Source organism: uncultured Thiocystis sp. (genome assembly GCF_903866365.1).
Taxonomy (GTDB): domain Bacteria; phylum Pseudomonadota; class Gammaproteobacteria; order Chromatiales; family Chromatiaceae; genus Chromatium.
Map to the genome: position 1 here is coordinate 1 of NZ_CAIPNF010000016.1, position 20,332 is coordinate 20,332.

The following is a 20,332-nucleotide window of genomic DNA, read 5'->3' on the forward strand; positions in this document are numbered from 1 at the left end:
CCGACGGGTTGACTCAGGTCGAAGGTCTCGGATGGCTTGTCGGGCCGGAAGAAGTCCCGGAAATCGCTGATGGTGGTCGACATCTTGTCGATCAGCCGGTGGGCATCGGCGATTTTCTGCGCCAGGTACTGCGGCGTCAACTCCTGATGTTGTTCGGCATCCTGGAGGTTGCCCAGCACCAGGGCCAGGGCGCTGAGGGGTTGGCGCCATTGATGGGCGATGTTGCCGAGCATCTCGCCCATCGCCGCGAGGCGCGCTTGATGCAGGAGCAGATGATCCTGTTCGCGCACCCGCACCAGTTGCTCGTTCAGCGCCTGGGTTCGGGCCTCCACCAGGGCTTCGAGTTGATGGCGATGTTGGTCGAGTTCCATCTCAGCGTGTTTGCGCTCGGTGATGTCCTGGAAGGTCCCGGAGATCGTAATGGTTCGGCCGCCCTCCCGGACGGCCCGACCCATCGTGTGGACCCACCGGCGATGGCCCTTGGCGGTGACGATCTCCAGTTCCAGGTCATAGGGCTCACCCAGGTCGATGGCGCGCCGCACCGCCTCGCTAATGATCGGGCGTGACTCGGGGGCATAGTAGGCGATGCCTTGCTCCATCGTTGGCATATAGCCCTGGTCCAGCTCGTGGATGTCGAAGATGGCCTCGGTCCAAACGTTTTGACCTGTTTCCACGTCGATTTCCCAGCCGCCAACCAGAGCCATCCGGCCCATCGCGTTCAACAAGTCCCGGTTCTTTTGCAGCCATTCCCGGCTCTCCTTCAGGGCACGCTCGGCCCGCACGAGCTGGCTCACGTCGAAGAAGGTCACCACGATCTGCTCGAGCTGCCCCTGGTCGTCGCGCAGCGGATGGGCCGCGCATTGCACCCAGGTCGGATCGTCGCGGTCGGCCCGCCGTATCCCCAGGATCAGATTCTGCAGCGGGTCGCCGGACGCCGCGACGCGCTCCACCGGGTATTCCTCCTGCGGCATCGGGGTGCCGTCGTCCCGGACGAAACGCCAGGCTGGAGCGACCGCCGCGAGGCCTTGCATCTGCGGCGCGTCCAGACCGAGGAGTTGCGATGCCATGGGATTGGAAAAGCGGATGCGGGTGTCGGGTGCGTGCACCACCACCCCGGCGTTCAGGTTGTCCACCAGGCCCCGGTAATCGCGCTCGCGCTCGCGTAGGGCGGCCTGGTTCTCCAGGCGTTCGATGGCATCGGCCGCGGTGTCGGCGACCGTGCGCAGCATGTCGACCAGCCACGCGGCGTCCGGCCGGCGGCGCCTATCCGCCAGCGCCAGGGTCCCCAACATCCGGGTCCCGAGCGCCATGGGCACGCACACGAAGGTGACGACACCGAGCGCCCGCAAGGCCGCGAAGGCATACTCGGGCCGCGTGTCGGCGGCGGTCTCGACGAGCGCCTCGCCGCGGGTGGCGACCTGGCCGGACAGCGTCTCCCCGACGGGGACGCGCAAGCGGCCGTCGGCGGCGGCGGAGATACCCACGACGCCGGCAAAGACCATGTCACCGCGCACCGCGTCATAGGTCTCCACGGCGACGATCGGGTAGCCGAGCCGGGTCGACAGGAGCGCCGGGAGTGCCTGGCGGAACCCGTCGGCGGAAACGGACGAGACCGCCAAGCGCGCCACCGCGCTCACCGTGTCGCGCACCAGCGTGTCCCGCACCCGCTCGGTGATGTCGGTCATGGCCCCTTGGTAGGCGACGACGGCGCCGGCGGTGTCGCGCACGGCGCTCACATCGGCGGAGATCCAGACCGGCTGTCCGTCCCGCCGCCTGGCCTCGATCTCGAAGCCCAGGACCTGCCCGCGCTCGGCAATCAGTCCGGCGAGGACCTCCCGCTCCCGGGGGTTGGCATAGAGCTGGGCGGCGATGTCGGCGATCTCTGCCATCAACTGTTGCGGGCTTGCGTAGCCGAGAATGCGGGCGAAGGCAGTATTGACATCCAGGTAGCGCCCCTGGGGCGTCGACCGATAAAGCCCCACCGGGGATGACTCGAACAAATCCCGATACCGGCCTTCCGCCTCGCGCAACTCCTGTTCCGCCTGCCGGCGGGCGGCAAGTTCCGCGGCCAGTCGCCGCGCGTGCCGGCGCGCCCGCAAGAACGCGCCGACCAGCGCGGCGAGCAGCACGCTGATCACGATTCCACTGCCGGCGATCAGTGAAACCCGGACATCGTCCTGTGCGAACGCTGACCGGCCGACTTGCGAAAAGCTCAAGGTCCAGCGCTGGCCATTGAAGTCGATGGGGATGTGCAATGCGTTCGCTGACGCCGGGGCGGGTGCTTGCTGGCCTGCGGTCTGACTGTCGTAGAGCAGGGCCGCGGGTGTGACCCGGTCCCCGTCGTAGATCGCGAGACGGATGTGCTTGCCGCCGTCGCGCTCCCCGTTCCCCAACACCCCGTGCATGAGGTCGTTCATCCGGAAGGGGCTGTAGACCCAGGCGAGCAGGGCCGCCCGGCGTTGATCGACCGTCTCCGTCGGCAGCCCAGGGCGATAGACCGGGACATACATCAGGACCCCGGCCTGGACGTCGGTGTCGGTCTCCTGCACCAAGCGGACCTTGCCGGAGAGTGCCACGACGTCCTGGTCGCGCGCCCGCTCCATCGCGGCCCGGCGCACCGGTTCGGTGAGCATGTCGTAGCCGAAGGCGTGCAGGTTGCGGCCCGCAAAAGGCTCCAGATAAACGATGGCGCTGTAGAGCGGACGCTCGCCCTGCGGCCAGACCCGGTAGTCGGGGAAGCCCTCGCCGCGGATCTCCCGCTCGTGCTCGGCGAGTCGGTCCGGGGGGATCAGCCGCGCCACCCCGATCCCCTGAACGCCGGGGAGGTTCAGGTGAATCTGGGCCTGCGCGATGTAGTCGCGCCAGCGTGCGCGATCCAATTCGCCCGACACGCGCAGGAAGGCCGCCGCGTCGCGCAGGACCAAGGCATGGGCATGGAGCCGGGTCTTGATCTTCTGTGCGATCTCGGCCCCGATCGTAGCGAGCGCCTGGCGGTTCTCGGACTCGACCTGCGAGTGGGTGTGCACACTGCCCAGCGTGGTCAGTGCAAGTCCCACGATGAGCGTAACCCAGACGGGCCAGGGCGGGCGAAAGTGGGCGAGGCGATCAAGCACGGTACGAGGCTGGTCCAACGGATGGTGCCCCCTGGGATTGCGAAAGCGGGTCGCGGTCTGCCCTCAAGGCGGCGGGGCCTGCGGTCAGGGCAATAAGCTTGCTCGCGTTAGTTGGTTTGAGCAAGGCAAATCCACCGCCGGGGGCGTCAGTGTGTGTCCCTGCAAGCGCGTCGCGTGAGGTATGCGTTTTTTTCCAGGTTCTCATGGATATCCTGGATCGACGCCTGTGTGCGACTGGCCAGGGTGCGCACCTCGGCCGCGACCACGGCGAACCCACGCCCCTGTTCGCCCGCGCGCGCGGCCTCGATCGCGGCGTTCAGCGCGAGCAGATTAGTCTGCTCCGCAATGCTCCGGATGACGTCGAGCACCGCCCCGGTTTGTCGCTTTCTTCATGGCTCCATACTCTCAAAGGTTGCCAGGGCGAAGCGACACATCAGGTTGAGCCCAATGGCAACCACATATCATAGAGATTGGTGGTTCCGCGTACCTGCCGCTGCGGTTGGATCGCGCTTGCGTCAGGCTCCAAACGCATCGCGGTTGGTCTTGCCGAGAAATGACTCCTGATTTTCTCGCTCTCGCTCGCTATGCTTACTCCTCTTCTTCGGCTATATTGCTGCATAGCAGCATAAACCGCGAGCGCGCTCGTGACCGCCATTTCGGCCGCTGAACCGGCCGCTTCAGAGGCTAACCGATGCTTCGAAAGATTCTGATCGCGAACCGCGGCGAGATTGCGGTGCGCGTGATCCGCGCCTGTGCCGAGATGGGGATCCGCTCGGCGGCCATCTATGCCGAGGCCGACCGTCATTCGCTCCATGTCAAAAAGGCCGACGAAGCCTATAGCCTGGGCAGCGATCCGCTGGCGGGCTATCTCAATGTCCACAACATCGTCAACCTGGCCCTGACGACCGGGTGCGATGCTGTGCATCCAGGTTATGGCTTTCTGTCCGAAAACCCTGAATTGGCCCGCGCTTGTGTCCGACGTGGCCTGGTCTTCATCGGCCCGACCGCCGACGTGATCGCCCGCATGGGCGACAAGACCGAGGCGCGGCTCGCCATGCAGAAGGCCGGTGTCCCGGTCACGCCGGGCAGCCCCGGCAACCTGGAGAGCCTGGACGCGGCATTGCGGTTCGCCGACGAGATCGGTTATCCGATCATGCTCAAGGCTACTTCCGGCGGTGGCGGGCGCGGTATCCGGCGCTGCGACGATGCCTCTGCGCTGCGCAACAACTACGAGCGCGTCATCTCCGAGGCCACCAAGGAGTTCGGTCGCGCCGAGGTGTTCCTGGAAAAGTGCGTGGTCAATCCCAAGCACATCGAAGTCCAGGTGCTGGGCGACCATCACGGCAACTGTGTGCATCTGTTCGAGCGCGACTGTTCGATCCAGCGGCGCAATCAGAAACTGATCGAGATCGCCCCCTCGCCGCAGCTCGACGAGGCCGAACGCCAGTATGTCGGCGGTCTGGCGGTGCTGGCGGCGCGCGCGGTCGGTTACACCAATGCCGGCACCATCGAATTCCTGCGGGATGTGGATGGACGTTTCTATTTCATGGAGATGAACACCCGCATCCAGGTCGAGCACACCATCACCGAGACCATCACCGGGGTTGACCTGGTGGAAGAACAGATCCGCATCGCCGCCGGGCTGCCGCTGCGTTTCCAGCAGCACGAGATCCAGCGGCGCGGCTTCGCCATGCAGTTCCGCATCAACGCCGAGGATCCCAAGAACAACTTCCTGCCAAGCTTCGGGCGCATCTCGCGCTATTACGCCCCCGGCGGTCCGGGCGTGCGCACCGATGGGGCCATCTATACCGGCTACACCGTCCCGCCGCATTACGACTCCATGCTGGCCAAGGTGATCGTCTGGGCGCTGAACTGGGAGGATGTCGTCAATCGCGGCCATCGCGCGCTGCGCGACATCGGCGTGTATGGCGTCAAGACCACCATCCCCTTTTATCAGGAAATCCTGCGCCATCCCGATTTCCGCTCCGGATGCTTCGATACCAGTTTTCTGGAGACCCACCCGGAGTTGCTGGACTATTCCACTAAGCGTCGCCGCGAGGATGTCGCCGCCGTGCTGGCGGCGGCGATCGCGGCGCATGCGGGGCTTTAAAAAGTTGGCAGTTGGCAGTTGGCAGTTGGCAGTTGGCAGTTGGCAGTTGGCAGTTGGCAGTTGGCAGTTGGCAGTTGGCAGTTGGCAGTTGGCAGTTGGCAGTTGGCAAAATGATGGTGTGGATATGGTTGGATTCGTGCAATGGGATTGATACGGTTCGAGGATCTTGATGTTTGGAAACGATCCGCGCGGCTCAGTACCGAGCTGTACAAGACGCTTGTGGGTTTACGTGATTTTGGATTTCGTGATCAGATCACGCGCTCAGGACTCTCCGTCCCCAGCAATATCGCGGAGGGCATGGAACGACGTTCCAGCAAGGATCAGCAACGCTATCTCGACATTGCCCTTGGCTCATGTGGTGAACTGCGCACCCAGATTTATATCGGAATTGAGATTGGCTACATCGAAAAGCACACAGGAAGCCTCTGGGTTTCTGAAACACGAGAGATTTCCGCCATGCTCGTCAGCCTCCGCAACACGCTCGCTGACAACTGACAACTGACAACTGACAACTGACAACTGACAACTTCTTACCAATATGCCAAAGATCAACATCACCGAGGTCGTCCTGCGCGACGCCCACCAGTCACTGTTCGCGACGCGTCTGCGCACCGAGGACATGCTGCCGATCTGCCCCAAGCTCGACGCCATCGGCTACTGGTCGCTGGAATGCTGGGGCGGCGCGACCTTCGATGCCTGCGTGCGCTTCCTGAAGGAAGATCCCTGGGAGCGTCTGCGCAAGCTGCGCGAGGCGCTGCCGAAGACGCGCCTGCAGATGCTGCTGCGGGGTCAGAACTTGCTCGGCTATCGCCATTATTCCGATGACGTGGTGCGCGCCTTCGTCAAGCGTTCCGCCGCGAACGGCATGGACGTCTTCCGCATCTTCGATGCACTGAACGATCTGCGCAATCTCAAGACCGCCATCGAAGCAACCAAGGCCGCCGGCAAGCATGCCCAAGGCACCATCTGCTACACCGTGAGTCCGGTTCACGATATCGCCGGTTTCGTCCAAATGGGACGCGAACTGGCGGCCATGGGGTGCGACTCCATCGCACTCAAGGACATGGCGGGGCTGCTGACGCCCTATGTCACCGCCGAGCTGGTGAAGGCGCTGAAGGACAGCGTGGACCTGCCGCTGCATCTGCACTCGCACGCCACCTCCGGTCTTGCCGACATGTGCCACCTCAAGGCGATCGAGAACGGCTGCGATACCCTGGATACCGCTATCTCTTCGATGGCCGGCGGCACTTCCCATCCTCCCACCGAGAGCCTGGTCGCGGCCCTGCGCGGCACCCAATACGACACCGGCCTGGATCTGGAGGCGATCCAGGAAGTCGGGATGTATTTTTATCAGGTGCGCAAGAAGTACCACCAGTTCGAGAGCGACTTCACCGGCGTGGACACGCGGGTCCAGGTCAATCAGGTGCCCGGGGGCATGATCTCCAACCTGGCCAACCAGTTGAAGGAACAGAATTCGCTGGAGCGGATGAACGCGGTGCTCGACGAGATCCCGCGGGTGCGCAAGGATCTCGGCTATCCGCCGCTGGTGACCCCGACCTCACAGATCGTCGGCACCCAGGCGGTGCTCAATGTGCTGACCGACAAGCGTTACCAGACCATCACCAACGAGGTGAAGCTCTATCTTCAGGGGCGCTACGGACGGGCGCCGGGGGCGATCAACCCGACCCTCCAGCAGCAGGCGATCGGCAACGAGGATCTGATCGACTGCCGCCCGGCGGATCTGTTGAAACCGGAATTGGAGCGGCTCGTCCACGACATCGGCGAACTCGCGAGCTGCGAGGAAGACACCCTGACCTATGCCATGTTCCCCGAGATCGGGCGCAACTTCCTGGAACAGCGTGCCGCCGGCACCCTGCATCCGGAACCGCTGGAGCCGCCGCCCACCGGCACCGGCCCCCGCACCGCGCCCACCGAGTTCAATATCGCCGTTCATGGCGAGACCTACCACGTCAAGGTCACGGGTACGGGCCATAAGAGCCAGGACGAGCGTCACTTCTATTTTGCGATCGACGGTATCCCGGAAGAGGTGGTGGTCGAGACGCTTGACGAAATCGTGCTGACGGGCGGCGCCGAGGGCGCGGTCAAGAAGGCCATCGCCGGCAAGCGGCCCAAGCCGACCCAGCCCGGTCATGTCGCCACCTCGATGCCCGGCAATATCGTCGACGTGCTGGTCAAGGAGGGCGACACGGTCACCGCCGGTCAGCCGGTGCTGATCACCGAGGCGATGAAGATGGAGACCGAGATTCAGGCGCCCATCGCCGGCACCGTCACCGCCATGTTCGTCATCAAGGGGGACGCGGTCAATCCGGGTGAGGTGTTGCTGGAGATCACGCCAGCGGAGGGCTGACCGCCAGGCGTCGGATACACTCGAAACAGCGCATTCCATCGGTTGGGCACACCACGCGGACGCGTCTCACCGCCGCCCTTTGCGCACCGTGCGCTGAATGATCTTGACGGTCTTCACGCCGGCATCGACGGTCTGGATGATCTCCAGCGGATGCTCGTGGAGCTTGAGGCTGGTGCCTGGCTCCGGGATGGTCTCCAGGTATTCGAGGATCAGGCCGTTGAGGGTCTTGGGACCGTCGGTCGGAAGCTCCCAGCGCAGCGCGCGGTTCAGGTCGCGCAGGCCGATCCCGCAGTCGATCAGCAGACTGCCGTCCTCCGCGCGATGGATCTCCTCAATGCTGTCGGACGGATCGGTGGTGAACTCGCCGACAATCTCCTCCAGCAGGTCGGTGAGGGTGATGAGCCCGAGAAAATCGCCGTATTCGTCCACCACCAGCGCGATCCGCCGCTTCAGCCGCTGGAAATTGAGCAGTTGCTGATAGAGCGGCGTCCCCTCCTGCACGAAATAGGGTTCGCGGGCGATCTTGCGCAGATGCTCCTTATCCAGCCCCTTCTCCAGCAGGGCATGCAGGGCATTGCGGGCATGAAAGACGCCGATCACGATCAGGACGAACAGGGCGAAAAACAGGCCGGTCAGGGGAAGGTCGTTCACGGAGTACCGAGATTTGGCGGGCGTTGGCGCTATTCTAACGACATTCCCATGGTCTCACCGAACGCGCGTTCTTGGCGGCTTGTTGTAAAGGGACGCCCGGCTCTGATCGGCGAGTCTCTGTTCACGATTCGACGGCCGCCAAGGCGCTATGACGGCGCGAATAGGTGAAATAGATCACGAGCCCCAGCGCCAGCCATAGCCCGAAACGCAGCCAGGTCACGAGCGGCAGATTCAGCATCAGATAGAGGCAGGAGATCGCGCCAAGCAGAGGAACGACCGGCGACCAGGGGGTCTTGAAAGGGCGCGGCAGATCGGGATGCGTCGCGCGCAGACTGACCACGCCGATGCACACCAGAAAGAAGGCGGCGAGGGTGCCGATATTCACCAGTTCGGCGACCTCGCCGATGGGTGTCAGGCCCGCGACCGCCGCCATCAGCAACCCGCTCACCACGATGACCCGAATCGGGGTGTGGGTGCGCGCATTCACGCGGGCGAAGACCGGCGGCAGCAGCCCGTCGCGCGACATGGCGAGGAAGACCCGCGTCAGCCCGTAATAGAGCACCAGCATGACGGTGGTCAGACCGGCGATGGCCCCGGCCGCGACCAGTCCGGCGGCCCAGGGATAACCGAGTCGCAGCATCACGTCGGCGACCGGGGAGCCGACGTTGAGGCTGGGATAGGCCACGACCGCCGTGAGCAGCCCCGAAACCACGATATAGATCAGGGTGCAGACTCCCAGCGAAACCAGAATCCCGATGGGCAGGTCACGCTGAGGATGGCGCGCTTCCTCGGCGGCGGTCGAGACGGCATCGAACCCGACATAGGCGAAGAAGATCAGGGCCGCTCCGCCCATGACCCCGTTCCAGCCAAAGGGCATGAAGGGACTCCAGTTGGCGGGTTGGACATGGGACGCCGCCACCAGGATAAAAATCGCGATGGCGATCAGCTTGACGACCACCATGATCGCATTGAAGCGTGCGCTTTCGCGCACCCCCAGGCTCAGGAGCGCCGCCAGGATCAACACGATCAGCGCGGCCGGCAGATTCACCAGCCCGCCCTCCAGCGGCCCCTTCGTCAACAGCTCCGGGAGGGCCAGTCCAACCGCCGCCAGGGCGTTGTTGACATAGCCGGACCAGCCGATCGCGACCGCCGAGGTCGCCACGCCATATTCGAGGATGAGATCCCAGCCGATGATCCAGGCGACGATCTCGCCGAGTCCCGCGTAGCTATAGCCATAGGCGCTCCCGCAACCGCCGACGGACGCGGCCAGTTCGGCATAGGCCAGGGCACTGAAGGCGCAGGCGGTGCCGGCCACCAGATAGGACAGGACGATGGCCGGACCCGCTTGGGTCGCCGCCGCGACGCCCGTCAGTACGAAGATCCCGGCCCCGATGATGGCGCCGATCCCGAGCAGGGTGAGGTCCAGCGGGCCGAGCACCCGCCGCAGTTCCCCACCATGCAAGTCGTGACCCGCGTTGATCGTCTTGGTTCGCAATAATTCGGACAACCGCATGGAACCTCCTGAAAACTCAAATGGACTTGGAGATCGCCACCAGTCGAAGCGATATCAAGAATTCGTCGGCGCGGGTTTGCCCGCACCCATCAAGTCCGCGCCTATTTCCGCCAGAACTGCGGCGTAAAGAGGATCAGCAGCGAGAAGACTTCCAGCCGCCCGAGCAGCATGGTCACGCTCAAGACCCAGGTTTCGAAATCGGTGAGTCCGCCGTAATTGGTCGCCGGTCCGACCACGCCCAGGCCCGGCCCGGCGTTGTTGATGCAGGCAATGACTGCGGTGAAGGCCGAGATAAAGTCCAGCCCGCCGAAGATCAGCAGGAAGGTCATGGTCACGATGCTCATGAAATACAGAAAAATGAATCCAAGGATGGCCACGACCACGCTGTTGGGAATCGGCATCCCACCCACCGTCACCGGTGCGGCCAAGTTTGGATGCAGTAGCCGGGTCAGCTCGCGACCGCTCTGGCGGATCAGAATCAGGGTGCGGATCATCTTGATGCCGCCGCCGGTCGAGCCGGAACTGGCGGTGATCGCGGACAGAAACAGCATCCAGAAGGGGACGAAGGTCGGCCAGAGCGCGTAGTCCGTGCTGACGAAGCCGCAGTCGGTCGCGATCGACACCAGATTGAAGCTGACGAAACGCAGGGCAGTCCAGAAGCTGGCATAGACATCGAGAAGCCAGAGATAGGCGGCGCAGCCGACACAACTGAGAAACAGCACGGCCAAGACGCCCTTGGCTTCGGCGTCACGCCAGTAGGGCCGGAAACTGCGCTCGCGCCAGACGGTGAAGTGGGTGGCGAAATTCAGCGCGGCCAGCACCATGAAGACGATCAGCACCGCCTCGATGGCGGGCGAATCGAAGGCGCCGACGCTGGCGTCGCGGGTCGAGAAGCCGCCCAGACTGAGCGCCGCGAAGGCGTGACAGATGGCATCGAACCAACTCATGCCAACCAGCCACAAGCCGAGGATACAGGCCAGGGTGAGCACCAGGTAAATGACCCACAGCACGGCCGCGGTGTCGGCGATGCGGGCGGTGAGCTTGGCGTCCTTGATGGGACCGGGCACCTCGGCGCGAAACAACTGCATGCCGCCGACGCCGAGCATGGGCAGGATGGCGACCGCCAGCACGATGATGCCCATGCCGCCCAGCCAATTGATCGCATGCCGCCAGAGGTTGATGGAGGGGGCGAGGGTATCGAGCCCGACCATGACCGTCGCGCCGGTGGTGGTCAGGCCGGACATCATCTCGAAGAAGGCGTCGGTAAAGGAGAGTTGCTCATGCAGCATCAGCGGCACGGTGGCGATGGCCGAGATCAGGGTCCAGGACAGGGTGACCAGGATGAAGCCATCGCGCGCCTTCAGTTCCATCCGGTAGCGCCGGGTCGCCAGGGTCATGGTGCCGCCCACGGCAACGCAGGCGGCCAGACTGACCACAAAGGTGAGCAGGGTGCCGTCGCGATAGATGATCGCGCAGGCGATCGGCAACAGATAGGTCACGCTGAACACCATCAACAGGTGTCCGAGGACATTCAGGACCGAGAGCAGCGCGCGCATCAGAAAAAGGCCAGACCGACCTGGAAATAGCGTTCGATCCTGGGCACCAGATCCTTGCTCGCCAGGAAGAGAATGACATGATCCTCGGGCTCGATGAGGGTGTCGCCATGGGCGATCAGCACCTGACCGAGGCGCAGGCTGGCACCGGGAATGTCGCGGCTGACCCCGCGCACGATCGCCCCGATGCTGGCGCCCTGGGGAAGTTCCAGCTCATCGATCCGCCGACCGATGACCTTGGAGGTGGTGGGGTCGCCATGGACCACGAATTCCAGCGCCTCCGCCGCCCCGCGGCGCAGACTGTGCACCGCCGCCACGTCGCCGCGGCGCACATGCGCGAGCAATGAACCGATGGAGATCTGGGCTGGGGAGATGGCGATGTCGATGCGGTCGGCCTGGAGCAGCTCCGCGTAGGCGCGCCGGTTGATCAGGGCCAGCACGCGGCGCGCGCCGAGACTCTTGGCCAGTAGCGCGGCCAGGATGTTGGTCTCGTCGTCGTTGGTCAGTGCCAGGAAAACGTCCATGTCGTCGATGTTCTCGGCGGCGAGCAGGGTCTCGTCCGTGGTGTCCCCATGCAGCACCAACGTGTTCGTCAGGGTGGAGCCGAGTTCCCGGGCGCGCGCTTCGTTGGCCTCGATGAGCTTGACCTGATAGCGCTCCTGCGCGACGCCCGCCAGCCGGGAGCCGATATTGCCGCCGCCGGCGATCATGATCCGGCGCGTGGGCTGGTCGCGGCGGCGCAGTTCGCTCAAGATCTGACGGATGTTCTGGGTGGCCGCCAGATAAAAGACCTCGTCGCCCGCCTCGATCAGGGTGTCGCCCTCGGGCGCGAGCGGTTGATCCCGGCGATAGATGGCGGCGATCCGGGCGTCGATCTTCGGCATGTGCCGACGCAGATCGCTGACGGGATGCCCGACCAGCGGGCCGCCCGCCACGGCGCGCGTCGCCACCAGACTGACCAGGCCGTCGGCGAATTTCAGGACTTGCAGTGCCTCGGGAAATTCGATGAGCTTGAGCAGATAGTCGGTGACGATCTGCTCCGGGCAGATGCTGAAGTCCACCGCGAAATTCTTGCCGTCCAGCAGCTCGGGATGCTGGGCGTAGTCGGCCGAGCGCAGCCGCGCGATCTTGGTCGGGATTTTGAACAGGGTGTCGGCGGTGCGGCAGGCACAGAGATTCGTCTGATCGCTCTGGGTCACGGCGATTAAAAGATCGGTATCCTCGGCCCCGGCCTGGCGCAGCACCGAGGGCAGCGCCGCGTTCCCCGCCACGGTGCGCAGATCCAGGCGATCCTGCAATTGGCGCAGACGCCGGGTGTCGGTGTCGATGACGGTGATTTCGTTGGCCTCGGAGACCAGGCTCTCGGCCACCGACGCGCCAACCTGACCGGCACCTAGAATGATGATCTTCACGGCTGATGGCTCCGCGCCAGATCGTCCTCGAAGGCCGGGCTGCCGAAGCCGCGCAGCGTGTCCCCCTCGCGAACGATGAAATAGGCCGCCAATCCCTGGGAGGTCGCGAGCGCTGGCCCCCGCGTCTCTCCGAGGACCATGAAGGCGGTCGCCAGACCGTCGACGACCATGGCGCGGTCACCGACCACCGTGGCCGAACCCAGGTTGCGTTCGATTGGGGCACCGGTACTGGGATCGATCTCGTGAGAATAGCGTTTGCCGTCCTTCACGAAGAAATTGCGATAGTCGCCCGAGGTCGAAATGGCGCGGTCGGAGACAGGGACGATGCGGTGCACGGTGCGCTGGTCCGGCAGCGGCTCTTCGATCGCAATGGCCCAGGGCTGGTTTTTGGCATTGCGTCCCTTGGCGCGAATGGTGCCGGCCACCGCGATCATGTAATGGCTTGCGCCAGACGCGTCCAGCCCGGTCGAGACCCGGTCGGCGCCGACCCCTTCGCCGAGTGCCGAAAGATCGATGTAGAGATCGCCTCGTGCCTTGCGAACGGCCGGCGGCGCAGCGCGCAGTTCCAGCTTACGCCAGCCGACACGCGCTTGGGCCGCCTGGATCTCCGCTGCGGTCGGCAGCGTCTCCGGGCGACCCTCGGGACCGAAGCCCCAGAGGTTGACCAGCGGTCCGATCGTGATGTCGAACGCGCCATCGCTCAGGGCGGCGATGCGCTGGCCTTCGGCGATCGCCGCGTGGAGGTTGGGCGAGAGGGGGATCCAATCGGTGCTGGGATTGCGGTTGAGGCGCGACAACTCGGAGGTCGGCTCATAGGTCGAGAGTTCGGCGATCACCTCGTTGAGCGCCGATTCGACCTGGCGTTTCAGCGTCTCGGCGGTCATGCCGACGGGTGGGCGGGCGACCTTGACCGAGTAATAGGTGCCCATCGTGGGGCCTTCGATCTCGATCAAGGGGGCTGCGCGCTCGCCGCAGCCAGTGAGCAGAAGGGCGCTTAAGGTCATCGCAGGCAGGATCCAGGAACCGCGGCGGCGGTTTTGCCCGGATCGGCGGGGACTGTCCATGACTGTCGGTAGAAATTGCATCGTCCGAGTACGTTTCGCCGTGGTTTAGGTTGGGCGGTCGGACTGCGCATCCTGGGACTGATCTTTCCCAGAGGCGGCCTCGTCCGAACCCGCGAGCCCGCCACTGGTGACGGATCGCCGGAAGTCCCGGATGGCCGCGCCCAGATCCGAGGCGATGGTCGGTAACCGTTTGGACCCGAACAGGAGCAGCACCACGACCAGAATCAACAACAACTCCCCGAAACCGATGCCGGAAAAACCCATGGCCAGGAACCTCAGTAGAGAGAGCGAATACAAGTGTTCGGCGCACGCGTCACTCGAACATGCCCTGGAGCCATCGACAGGTACCCCTCAGGCAATGCGCGCATGATCCTACGGCACGCGCCAATTTGCCAACACCTAATTGATGACGAGACGCCCGCAATGCATTCGCCCAGTTCAGACTCCGGCTGTTCTTCGCGGGCGCTCGCGATCACGCTGACGCTTGGCGCCGCATGCGCGCTGCTGTATCTGCTGCTGTTTCTGTTCTCTGACCGGCATACCGGCATACCGGCATACCGGCATACCGCAAGTCCATTTCCTTCGATAGAACAGATGCCCAGTATATTCATGGCATCCGCATGATGATGCTTGGCCGCGAGTTCCAATCAGGGCGAGCGCGCATAAATCCTCAGCCAAACACCACCTTGGCTCGGTAGTCATCATTCCACGCGGCCTTGCGGCGCTTTTTGGCCAAGCTGATCGCCGACCCCTCCTGATCGAACAGGTTCATGCTCAGGTGGCGCACCGAGGTCATGATGGCGGGGGCCTGACCCTTGCGGATGTGGCTCGCATCGTCACCGAAGACCACGTCCAGGCGCCAGTGCAGACAGTTTTCCACGCCCCAGTGCTCGCGCACGGCGTGGGCAAAACGGGCGGCATCGGCGGCTCGATACGAGGGTCTTCCAAGGACGTGAAATGCTCAAGAATACTCGCTGACATGAGAAACTCCGATCATCGTTTCTCGCTAGGGAGTGTCATCAATTCTCGTCGTGTGGGATTCGCACGGAGATCAAGTGCGCCTCGATTATTTGAGCAGGATGCAGGCCGAAGCCAAGTGGATTCCCGCGAGGAAGTTGCGGGCCAACTTGTCATCGCGGGTGGCAATCGCTCGGAATTGTTTGAGTTTTTCGAAAAAGTTCTCGCTGAGGTAGCGCGCTTTGTACAACGCTTTGTCATCCTCCCGCGCCACGACGCGGTTGCGCTGCGGCGGAATGACCGCGATCACGTCGGCCGCTTCCAGCACCTCCAACACGCGCGCGTCGGCGTCAGACGCCTGATCGGCCAGCAGGGCGTCCGCCTCCAGGCCCGGCAACCAGCGATCGGCGCCCGCCAGATCCGAGGCCTGGCCGCCGCTGAGAAAAAAGCCGGTGGGATTGCCCAAGGTATCCGTAAGGGCGTGGATCTTGGTGCCGAGGCCACCTTTGCCGCGCCCGATGGCTTGGTCGCCCCCGCGCTTGTTGAGCGCGCCCGCGCGGTGTTGATGTGCCCGTAAGAGGGTGCTGTCGAGCATGGCGTACGCGTGGTCCGCGTCCTCTGCCAAGGTCTCGAACACCTGCTGCCAGACCCCGGTGCGCGCCCAGCGCGTAAACCGGGTGTGCACCACGCGAAAATCCCCAAAGCCTCGCCTGCGCTGCGCGAATGCGCCTTGCAGGCGGGATTCTATGTCGTGCGCATCCACGACTCCGTGTTCGAACTAGACGTGCCGCCGGATTTTCAGCCCAAGGCGTTCTGATCCGGCGCCAATAGCCCGGTAGCGAGCCCCGTTGCGACCGCGGTCAAGACCCGGCGTGTCACTGCCATTCTGAGTCCGGCCTTCTGACCGTGTTGAGGAGGAAGTCCGCGATCGCGTCCGCGTCATCGAGCGGCAGGATCGGCGGGTGTCCGTCAGCGGGCAGCGCGTCGGGGGTCGCCACCGCGATGATGTCGTCATCGCCCGGATAGAGCGGGGCCTGGCCGAGAGCGGCGCGATAGATCTCGATCTTGGGATAACGGGCATGCTTGAAGCCCTCGACCAGAATCAGGTCCAGTCGATCCGGCGCGAAGCGCGCAAGCATCGCGTCGAGGTCGGGATCCTCACCCTTCACGGCATTCTCGACCTGCAAGGCCCAGCGTTCGCGCGAGGCCAGAAGGGTCTGGGACGCGCCGGCGGCACGGATTTCGAAGCTGTCCTTGCCCGGCACGTCGAGGTCGAAGGAGTGATGGGCGTGCTTGAGATAACCGACCCGCAGCCCCCGTTCGCGCAGGACCGCAACGAGCCGTCGCAGCAGGGTAGTTTTGCCGCTGCCGCTCGGGGCGACGAAGCCGAATACCGGAAGATTAACGCGCATCGTCTGTTTTTCGTTCCTGTCAAGCGCACTTGAAACGCAAAGCGCGCAGAGAATTTCGATCGTTTCAGCCCGGTCGGTCGCTCGCCACGACGCCTGCCGCGACGGTCGCGGTTCAGGCGCTCCCCTTGAGCATCCCGATCACGGCGGCGAGTTCCTCGCTCGCCTCCGCGATCACATCGACCTTGCCCGCCGACTCGGAGAACCCCAGGCCCAGCTTAAAATAGGCCGGCACTTCGTCATAGCGCGGCACCGGACCCCGCGACTCGGACTGATTCATGCGATAGAGCCGGGCCACCAGCACGATATCGCAATCGTCGGGCCGGTTGCCCTTGTCGCGATGCCAGTGGCCCGATTCGCGCACCACCTCGACCAGCTCGGGGCCAAGCCCCCAATAGCTCATCACCAGTTCGCCCACCATGTCGCGCAGCTTGAGGATGGCCGCGTCCAGTTCGTCATCGTCGATCTCGCGATAATGACGGCTGACAAAATCCAGGATGGGAATCTCGCCGACATCGTGCAGCAGTCCCGCCAGCAGAGCCTCCTCGGGGTTGAGCCCCTTGCAATGCCGGGCAATCACAAAGCTCAACGCGGAGATATGGACACTGCGATTCCAGACCGCCTTCATCCGCTGCTTCATGAGCGGCGATTTGGTCTTGAAGATCTTTTGCATGGCCATGCCGACCACGGCCCCGCGGGTGAGATCCATGCCGAGCCGGATGATGGCGCTGCGCAGGTCCGCGGTCGGCTTGGCGCCGCGGTAGACGGGACTGTTGGCGAGCCGGATCAGCCCCCCGGTCGCGGCCGGATCCATCTGCACGATACGCGCCAGCCGCGCCGAATTGATGTTCGGGTCGCTCATGGCCTCCTGGATCGCCCGCGCCACCTTCGGCAGCGAGGGCAGCGCGAGACTGCCGCTTTTGCAGGCCTGATAAAACCGCATCAGCAGGGCGCTCTCGGCCTCGCTGAGATCCAGATCGTCGAGCGAGCCGCCCGGCGTGGGGCGGTCGCCGCTGAGCGTCTCGTAAAGCTGTCGATCCAGACGCAGCAGTTCGGCCTCGCCGAGGGCGACGGCGGAGTCGCGCAAACGTCCCGGCTCGAACACCGGACGACAGGCCCGCAGCGAACCCGCCTCCACGATGTCCTTCTGGTCGCCCTTGAGCAGACAGAGCTTGCCGGCCAGCACATAATCAAGCCAGGGATATTCCTGGGTCGCGACGAGTTTTTTGCCCGCCGGGAGCGACGCGATCTGACCGCCTCGGGCAAGACGCGCGCGCTGCTCCCGCGTCAATCGATGCACTGGAATCAGGTCTTCCAGGGTCTCCGCGGACAAGCCGGGGGTGGCGGTCAATCCAACATCTCCGCGAGCCGGATCGTCACCTTTGGCAACAGAATCGGCGACAGCGTTTCGTTCATCGTCGGTTTGCGGATCAGAGAGTACTGACCCTCCGCGAACTCGCGATGGACCGTCAGTTCGCCTGACTGCGCGTCCAACAGCCAGACTTCCGGGATGCCGACACGCGCATAGAGCGGAAGTTTCACGTCGCGATCATAGAGCAGCGTGGTGTCGGAAACCTCGACGATCAACCGTATGTCGCTCGGGCCGGGGTGCCGGTCGCTGTAATTGTCGCGGTTGACCAGGGCGATATCCGGCTGGGGCTCGCTGCGGGTGTCGAGCGCAACGGGATTCTGGACACGCACCATATAGTTGGCGCACGGCCCGCCGCCCAGCAGTTCCGCCAGGCGATCAACAAGGAAAGCGTGTTTGCAACCGATCGGCGCCATGTCGATCAACTCCCCTTCGATCAGTTCGACACGGTCGGTCGCGTCCAGCAGACCGGATTGCGCCATCCGCCGATAGTCCGCCACCGACCAGCGGTGGCGCGACGGACTGGGCGCGGTTGCTCGCGAAGACAGCACGGATGACATGCAATACTCCCGACCCTTGGTTGTCAGGGGAAAAGATGCCTGAAGTATATTCGGCGCCGGCTTCCCATTTTGGACATTTCACCTTCGACAGCGCAGAATGCCCATCGACAGCGGGGCGCAATGCCTCCTCCCTGGCATCCGTCGATGCGCATCCCTGACGACATCCCCCAAGCAACCAAACCGCAAAAACCATGGCTCAATACATCTTTACCATGAACCGGGTCGGCAAGATTGTGCCGCCCAAGCGCGTCATTCTGCGCGACATTTCGCTCTCGTTTTATCCCGGCGCCAAGATCGGCGTGCTGGGTCTGAACGGCTCGGGCAAATCCACGCTGCTCAGGATCATGGCCGGTCTCGACACCGAGATCGAGGGCGAGGCCCGTCCGCTCGCCAATATCAAGATCGGTTTTCTGTCGCAGGAGCCGCAACTCGATCCCGCCAAGGATGTGCGCGGCAACGTGGAGGAGGCGCTCGGTCACATCAAGGACGCGCTGACCCGGCTGGATGAAGTCTACGCCGCCTACGCCGACGCGGACGCCGATTTCGACGCCCTGGCCAAGGAACAGGCGGATCTCGAAAACCTGATCGAGGCCACCGACGGACACAACCTGGAGCGCACCCTGGAGGTCGCCGCCGACGCGCTGCGCCTGCCGCCCTGGGACGCCGACGTCACCCGACTCTCCGGCGGCGAGCGCCGCCGCGTCGCGCTCTGCCGGCTGCTGCTCTCCAAGCCCGACATGCTGCTGCTCGACGAGCCGACCAACCATCTGGACGCCGAATCGGTCGCCTGGCTCGAACGCTTCCTGCTCGAATATCCCGGCACCGTGGTCGCCGTCACCCATGACCGCTACTTCCTGGACAATGTCGCCGGCTGGATCCTGGAACTCGATCGCGGCCACGGTATCCCCTGGGAAGGCAATTATTCCTCCTGGCTGGAACAGAAGGAACAACGCCTGGAGCTGGAACAAAAGCAGGAACACGCCCGCATCACGGCCATGAAGCACGAGCTGGAGTGGGTGCGATCCAACCCCAAGGGGCGTCACGCCAAGAGCAAGGCGCGCATGGCCCGCTTCGACGAATTGCAGTCGCAGGAATTCCAGTCCCGCAACGAGACCAACGAGATCTACATCCCGCCGGGGCCGCGTCTCGGCGAACTCGTCATCGAAGCGACCGGACTCAAGAAGGCGTATGGCGACAATCTGCTCTACGAGGATCTGACCTTCAACCTGCCGCAGGGCGGTATCGTCGGCATCATCGGCCCCAACGGCGCCGGCAAGACCACGCTGTTTCGGCTGCTCACCGGACAGGAACAACCCGACGCCGGCACGCTGCGCATCGGCGAGACGGTCCAGATCGCCCATGTCGATCAGAGCCGCGACGCGCTCGACGACAACAAGACCATCTGGCAGGAAATCTCGGACGGCTCGGACACCATCGTGGTCGGTCGTTATGAGATGTCCTCGCGTGCCTATTGCGGGCGGTTTAACTTCAAGGGCGGGGATCAGCAGAAGCGCATCGGCGACCTCTCCGGCGGCGAGCGCAACCGGGTGCATCTGGCCAAGCTGCTCAAAAGCGGCGGCAACCTGCTGCTGCTCGACGAGCCGACCAACGACCTGGACGTCGAGACCCTCCGCGCCCAGGCGCTGCTGACCTTCCCCGGCTGCGCGGTGGTCATCAGCCATGACCGCTGGTTCCTGGATCGCATCGCCACCCACATCCTCGCCTTCGAGGGCGACTCGCAAGTGACCTGGTTCGAGGGGAATTACGCCGACTACGAGGCCGACCGCCACCGCCGTCTGGGCACCGACGCGGATCAGCCGCACCGGCTCAAGTATCGGCGGTTGTCGGCCTGATCGGCGGTCAATTCAGACCAGCGTCCCGCGTCGATCAACGGTTGTTGTTTGACCGGCTTCCAGGCATCCGCCGATCCCGCCTGCTCGGCCACGACCCGGTCGAACGCCTGCGTGATCTTGCCCAGCCCGGAAAGGATGACATGGGCGCTGGATTCGCGGATCAGACGCCAGGCATCGGCGGCGAGCTTGATGAGCACCCTGCCCCAGCGCCCGCGACGAGGACATCATGGGGCGCGTCTCCACAGCACGAAATGCCTGGAAGGTCTTGTCGTCGGAGTCGTTGGCGAGGTCAAGACGGCCGATGGTCTCGCATAGGCCACGCCTTCCATCTGCTTGGGTCAAGCGTCGGTTTTGGCATCGAGCGCAGGAGACGCCTGGCACCTTGACGACCGCCGCGAGG

At 64.2% G+C, this 20,332-nt stretch carries 15 protein-coding genes and 3 pseudogenes; 4 read left to right on the plus strand and 14 right to left on the minus strand.

Annotation, left to right across the window (positions count from 1 at the left end):
* Together QZY07_RS00540 and QZY07_RS00545 are read right to left on the minus strand one after the other, a co-directional pair.
* The coding region (locus QZY07_RS00540) for a CHASE domain-containing protein (protein WP_295398932.1) at window positions 1-3,131 on the minus strand (3,131 nt) is incomplete at its 3' end.
* Window positions 3,132-3,316: 185 nt separating this feature from the next.
* A pseudogene (locus QZY07_RS00545) lies at window positions 3,317-3,481 on the minus strand (methyl-accepting chemotaxis protein); the annotation flags it as partial.
* Window positions 3,482-3,804: 323 nt separating this feature from the next.
* On the opposite strand from QZY07_RS00545, the gene QZY07_RS00550 reads away from it, so the two are divergent.
* The 3 genes from QZY07_RS00550 (at window position 3,805) to oadA (ending at window position 7,591) form a co-directional block, all read left to right on the plus strand.
* The gene (locus tag QZY07_RS00550) at window positions 3,805-5,223 is read left to right on the plus strand and encodes an acetyl-CoA carboxylase biotin carboxylase subunit (protein WP_295398934.1); all 1,419 of its coding nucleotides are present in this window, start codon (window positions 3,805-3,807) and stop codon (window positions 5,221-5,223) included.
* A gap of 141 nt (window positions 5,224-5,364) precedes the next feature.
* Window positions 5,365-5,718: a four helix bundle protein gene (locus QZY07_RS00555; RefSeq protein WP_201096150.1), complete on the plus strand. Its 354-nt coding sequence runs from the start codon at window positions 5,365-5,367 to the stop codon at window positions 5,716-5,718.
* Between the two features lie 43 nt (window positions 5,719-5,761).
* Window positions 5,762-7,591: a sodium-extruding oxaloacetate decarboxylase subunit alpha gene (gene oadA, locus QZY07_RS00560; RefSeq protein WP_295398938.1), complete on the plus strand. Its 1,830-nt coding sequence runs from the start codon at window positions 5,762-5,764 to the stop codon at window positions 7,589-7,591.
* A 66-nt stretch (window positions 7,592-7,657) separates the two neighbouring features.
* On the opposite strand, the pseudogene QZY07_RS00565 reads toward oadA, so the two are convergent.
* The 11 genes and pseudogenes from QZY07_RS00565 to QZY07_RS00615 form a co-directional block, all read right to left on the minus strand.
* Window positions 7,658-8,191 (minus strand): annotated as a pseudogene (locus QZY07_RS00565) (transporter associated domain-containing protein); the annotation flags it as partial.
* A gap of 172 nt (window positions 8,192-8,363) precedes the next feature.
* Entirely contained in the window at window positions 8,364-9,755 is a 1,392-nt protein-coding gene (locus tag QZY07_RS00570) for an amino acid permease (RefSeq protein ID WP_295398940.1), read from the minus strand.
* Window positions 9,756-9,856: 101 nt separating this feature from the next.
* Window positions 9,857-11,311, minus strand: a complete 1,455-nt coding sequence (locus QZY07_RS00575; protein ID WP_295398941.1) for a potassium transporter TrkG — start codon at window positions 11,309-11,311, stop codon at window positions 9,857-9,859.
* Window positions 11,311-12,720, minus strand: a complete 1,410-nt coding sequence (gene trkA, locus QZY07_RS00580) for a Trk system potassium transporter TrkA (protein ID WP_295398944.1) — start codon at window positions 12,718-12,720, stop codon at window positions 11,311-11,313. Before trkA ends, QZY07_RS00575 begins: the two co-directional genes overlap by 1 nt.
* The gene (locus QZY07_RS00585; protein ID WP_295398946.1) at window positions 12,717-13,724 is read right to left on the minus strand and encodes an FAD:protein FMN transferase; all 1,008 of its coding nucleotides are present in this window, start codon (window positions 13,722-13,724) and stop codon (window positions 12,717-12,719) included. Before QZY07_RS00585 ends, trkA begins: the two co-directional genes overlap by 4 nt.
* A gap of 105 nt (window positions 13,725-13,829) precedes the next feature.
* Window positions 13,830-14,048: a twin-arginine translocase TatA/TatE family subunit gene (gene tatA / locus QZY07_RS00590; RefSeq protein ID WP_295398947.1), complete on the minus strand. Its 219-nt coding sequence runs from the start codon at window positions 14,046-14,048 to the stop codon at window positions 13,830-13,832.
* Between the two features lie 406 nt (window positions 14,049-14,454).
* Window positions 14,455-14,700: pseudogene (locus tag QZY07_RS00595) on the minus strand (ISAs1 family transposase); the annotation flags it as partial.
* Window positions 14,701-14,850: 150 nt separating this feature from the next.
* Window positions 14,851-15,504, minus strand: a complete 654-nt coding sequence (locus QZY07_RS00600) for an IS5 family transposase (protein ID WP_295398948.1) — start codon at window positions 15,502-15,504, stop codon at window positions 14,851-14,853.
* 112 nt (window positions 15,505-15,616) lie between these two features.
* Window positions 15,617-16,153, minus strand: a complete 537-nt coding sequence (gene mobB, locus QZY07_RS00605) for a molybdopterin-guanine dinucleotide biosynthesis protein B (protein WP_295398950.1) — start codon at window positions 16,151-16,153, stop codon at window positions 15,617-15,619.
* A 112-nt stretch (window positions 16,154-16,265) separates the two neighbouring features.
* Window positions 16,266-17,501 carry an HDOD domain-containing protein gene (locus QZY07_RS00610; RefSeq protein WP_295398952.1) on the minus strand — a complete coding sequence of 412 codons (1,236 nt, stop codon included), beginning with the start codon at window positions 17,499-17,501 and terminating at the stop codon, window positions 16,266-16,268.
* The gene (locus QZY07_RS00615; RefSeq protein WP_295398954.1) at window positions 17,498-18,079 is read right to left on the minus strand and encodes a Uma2 family endonuclease; all 582 of its coding nucleotides are present in this window, start codon (window positions 18,077-18,079) and stop codon (window positions 17,498-17,500) included. Before QZY07_RS00615 ends, QZY07_RS00610 begins: the two co-directional genes overlap by 4 nt.
* Before the next feature lie 191 nt (window positions 18,080-18,270).
* Between QZY07_RS00615 and ettA the strand changes: the two genes are divergently transcribed.
* On the plus strand, window positions 18,271-19,932 hold the full coding sequence (gene ettA / locus QZY07_RS00620) for an energy-dependent translational throttle protein EttA (protein WP_295398956.1): 1,662 nt from the start codon (window positions 18,271-18,273) through the stop codon (window positions 19,930-19,932).
* Here the strand turns inward: ettA and QZY07_RS00625 are convergent.
* Window positions 19,893-20,129, minus strand: coding sequence for a hypothetical protein (locus QZY07_RS00625; protein ID WP_295398958.1), 237 nt, complete (start codon window positions 20,127-20,129; stop codon window positions 19,893-19,895). The genes ettA and QZY07_RS00625 overlap by 40 nt on opposite strands.
* Window positions 20,130-20,332 lie beyond the last annotated feature (203 nt).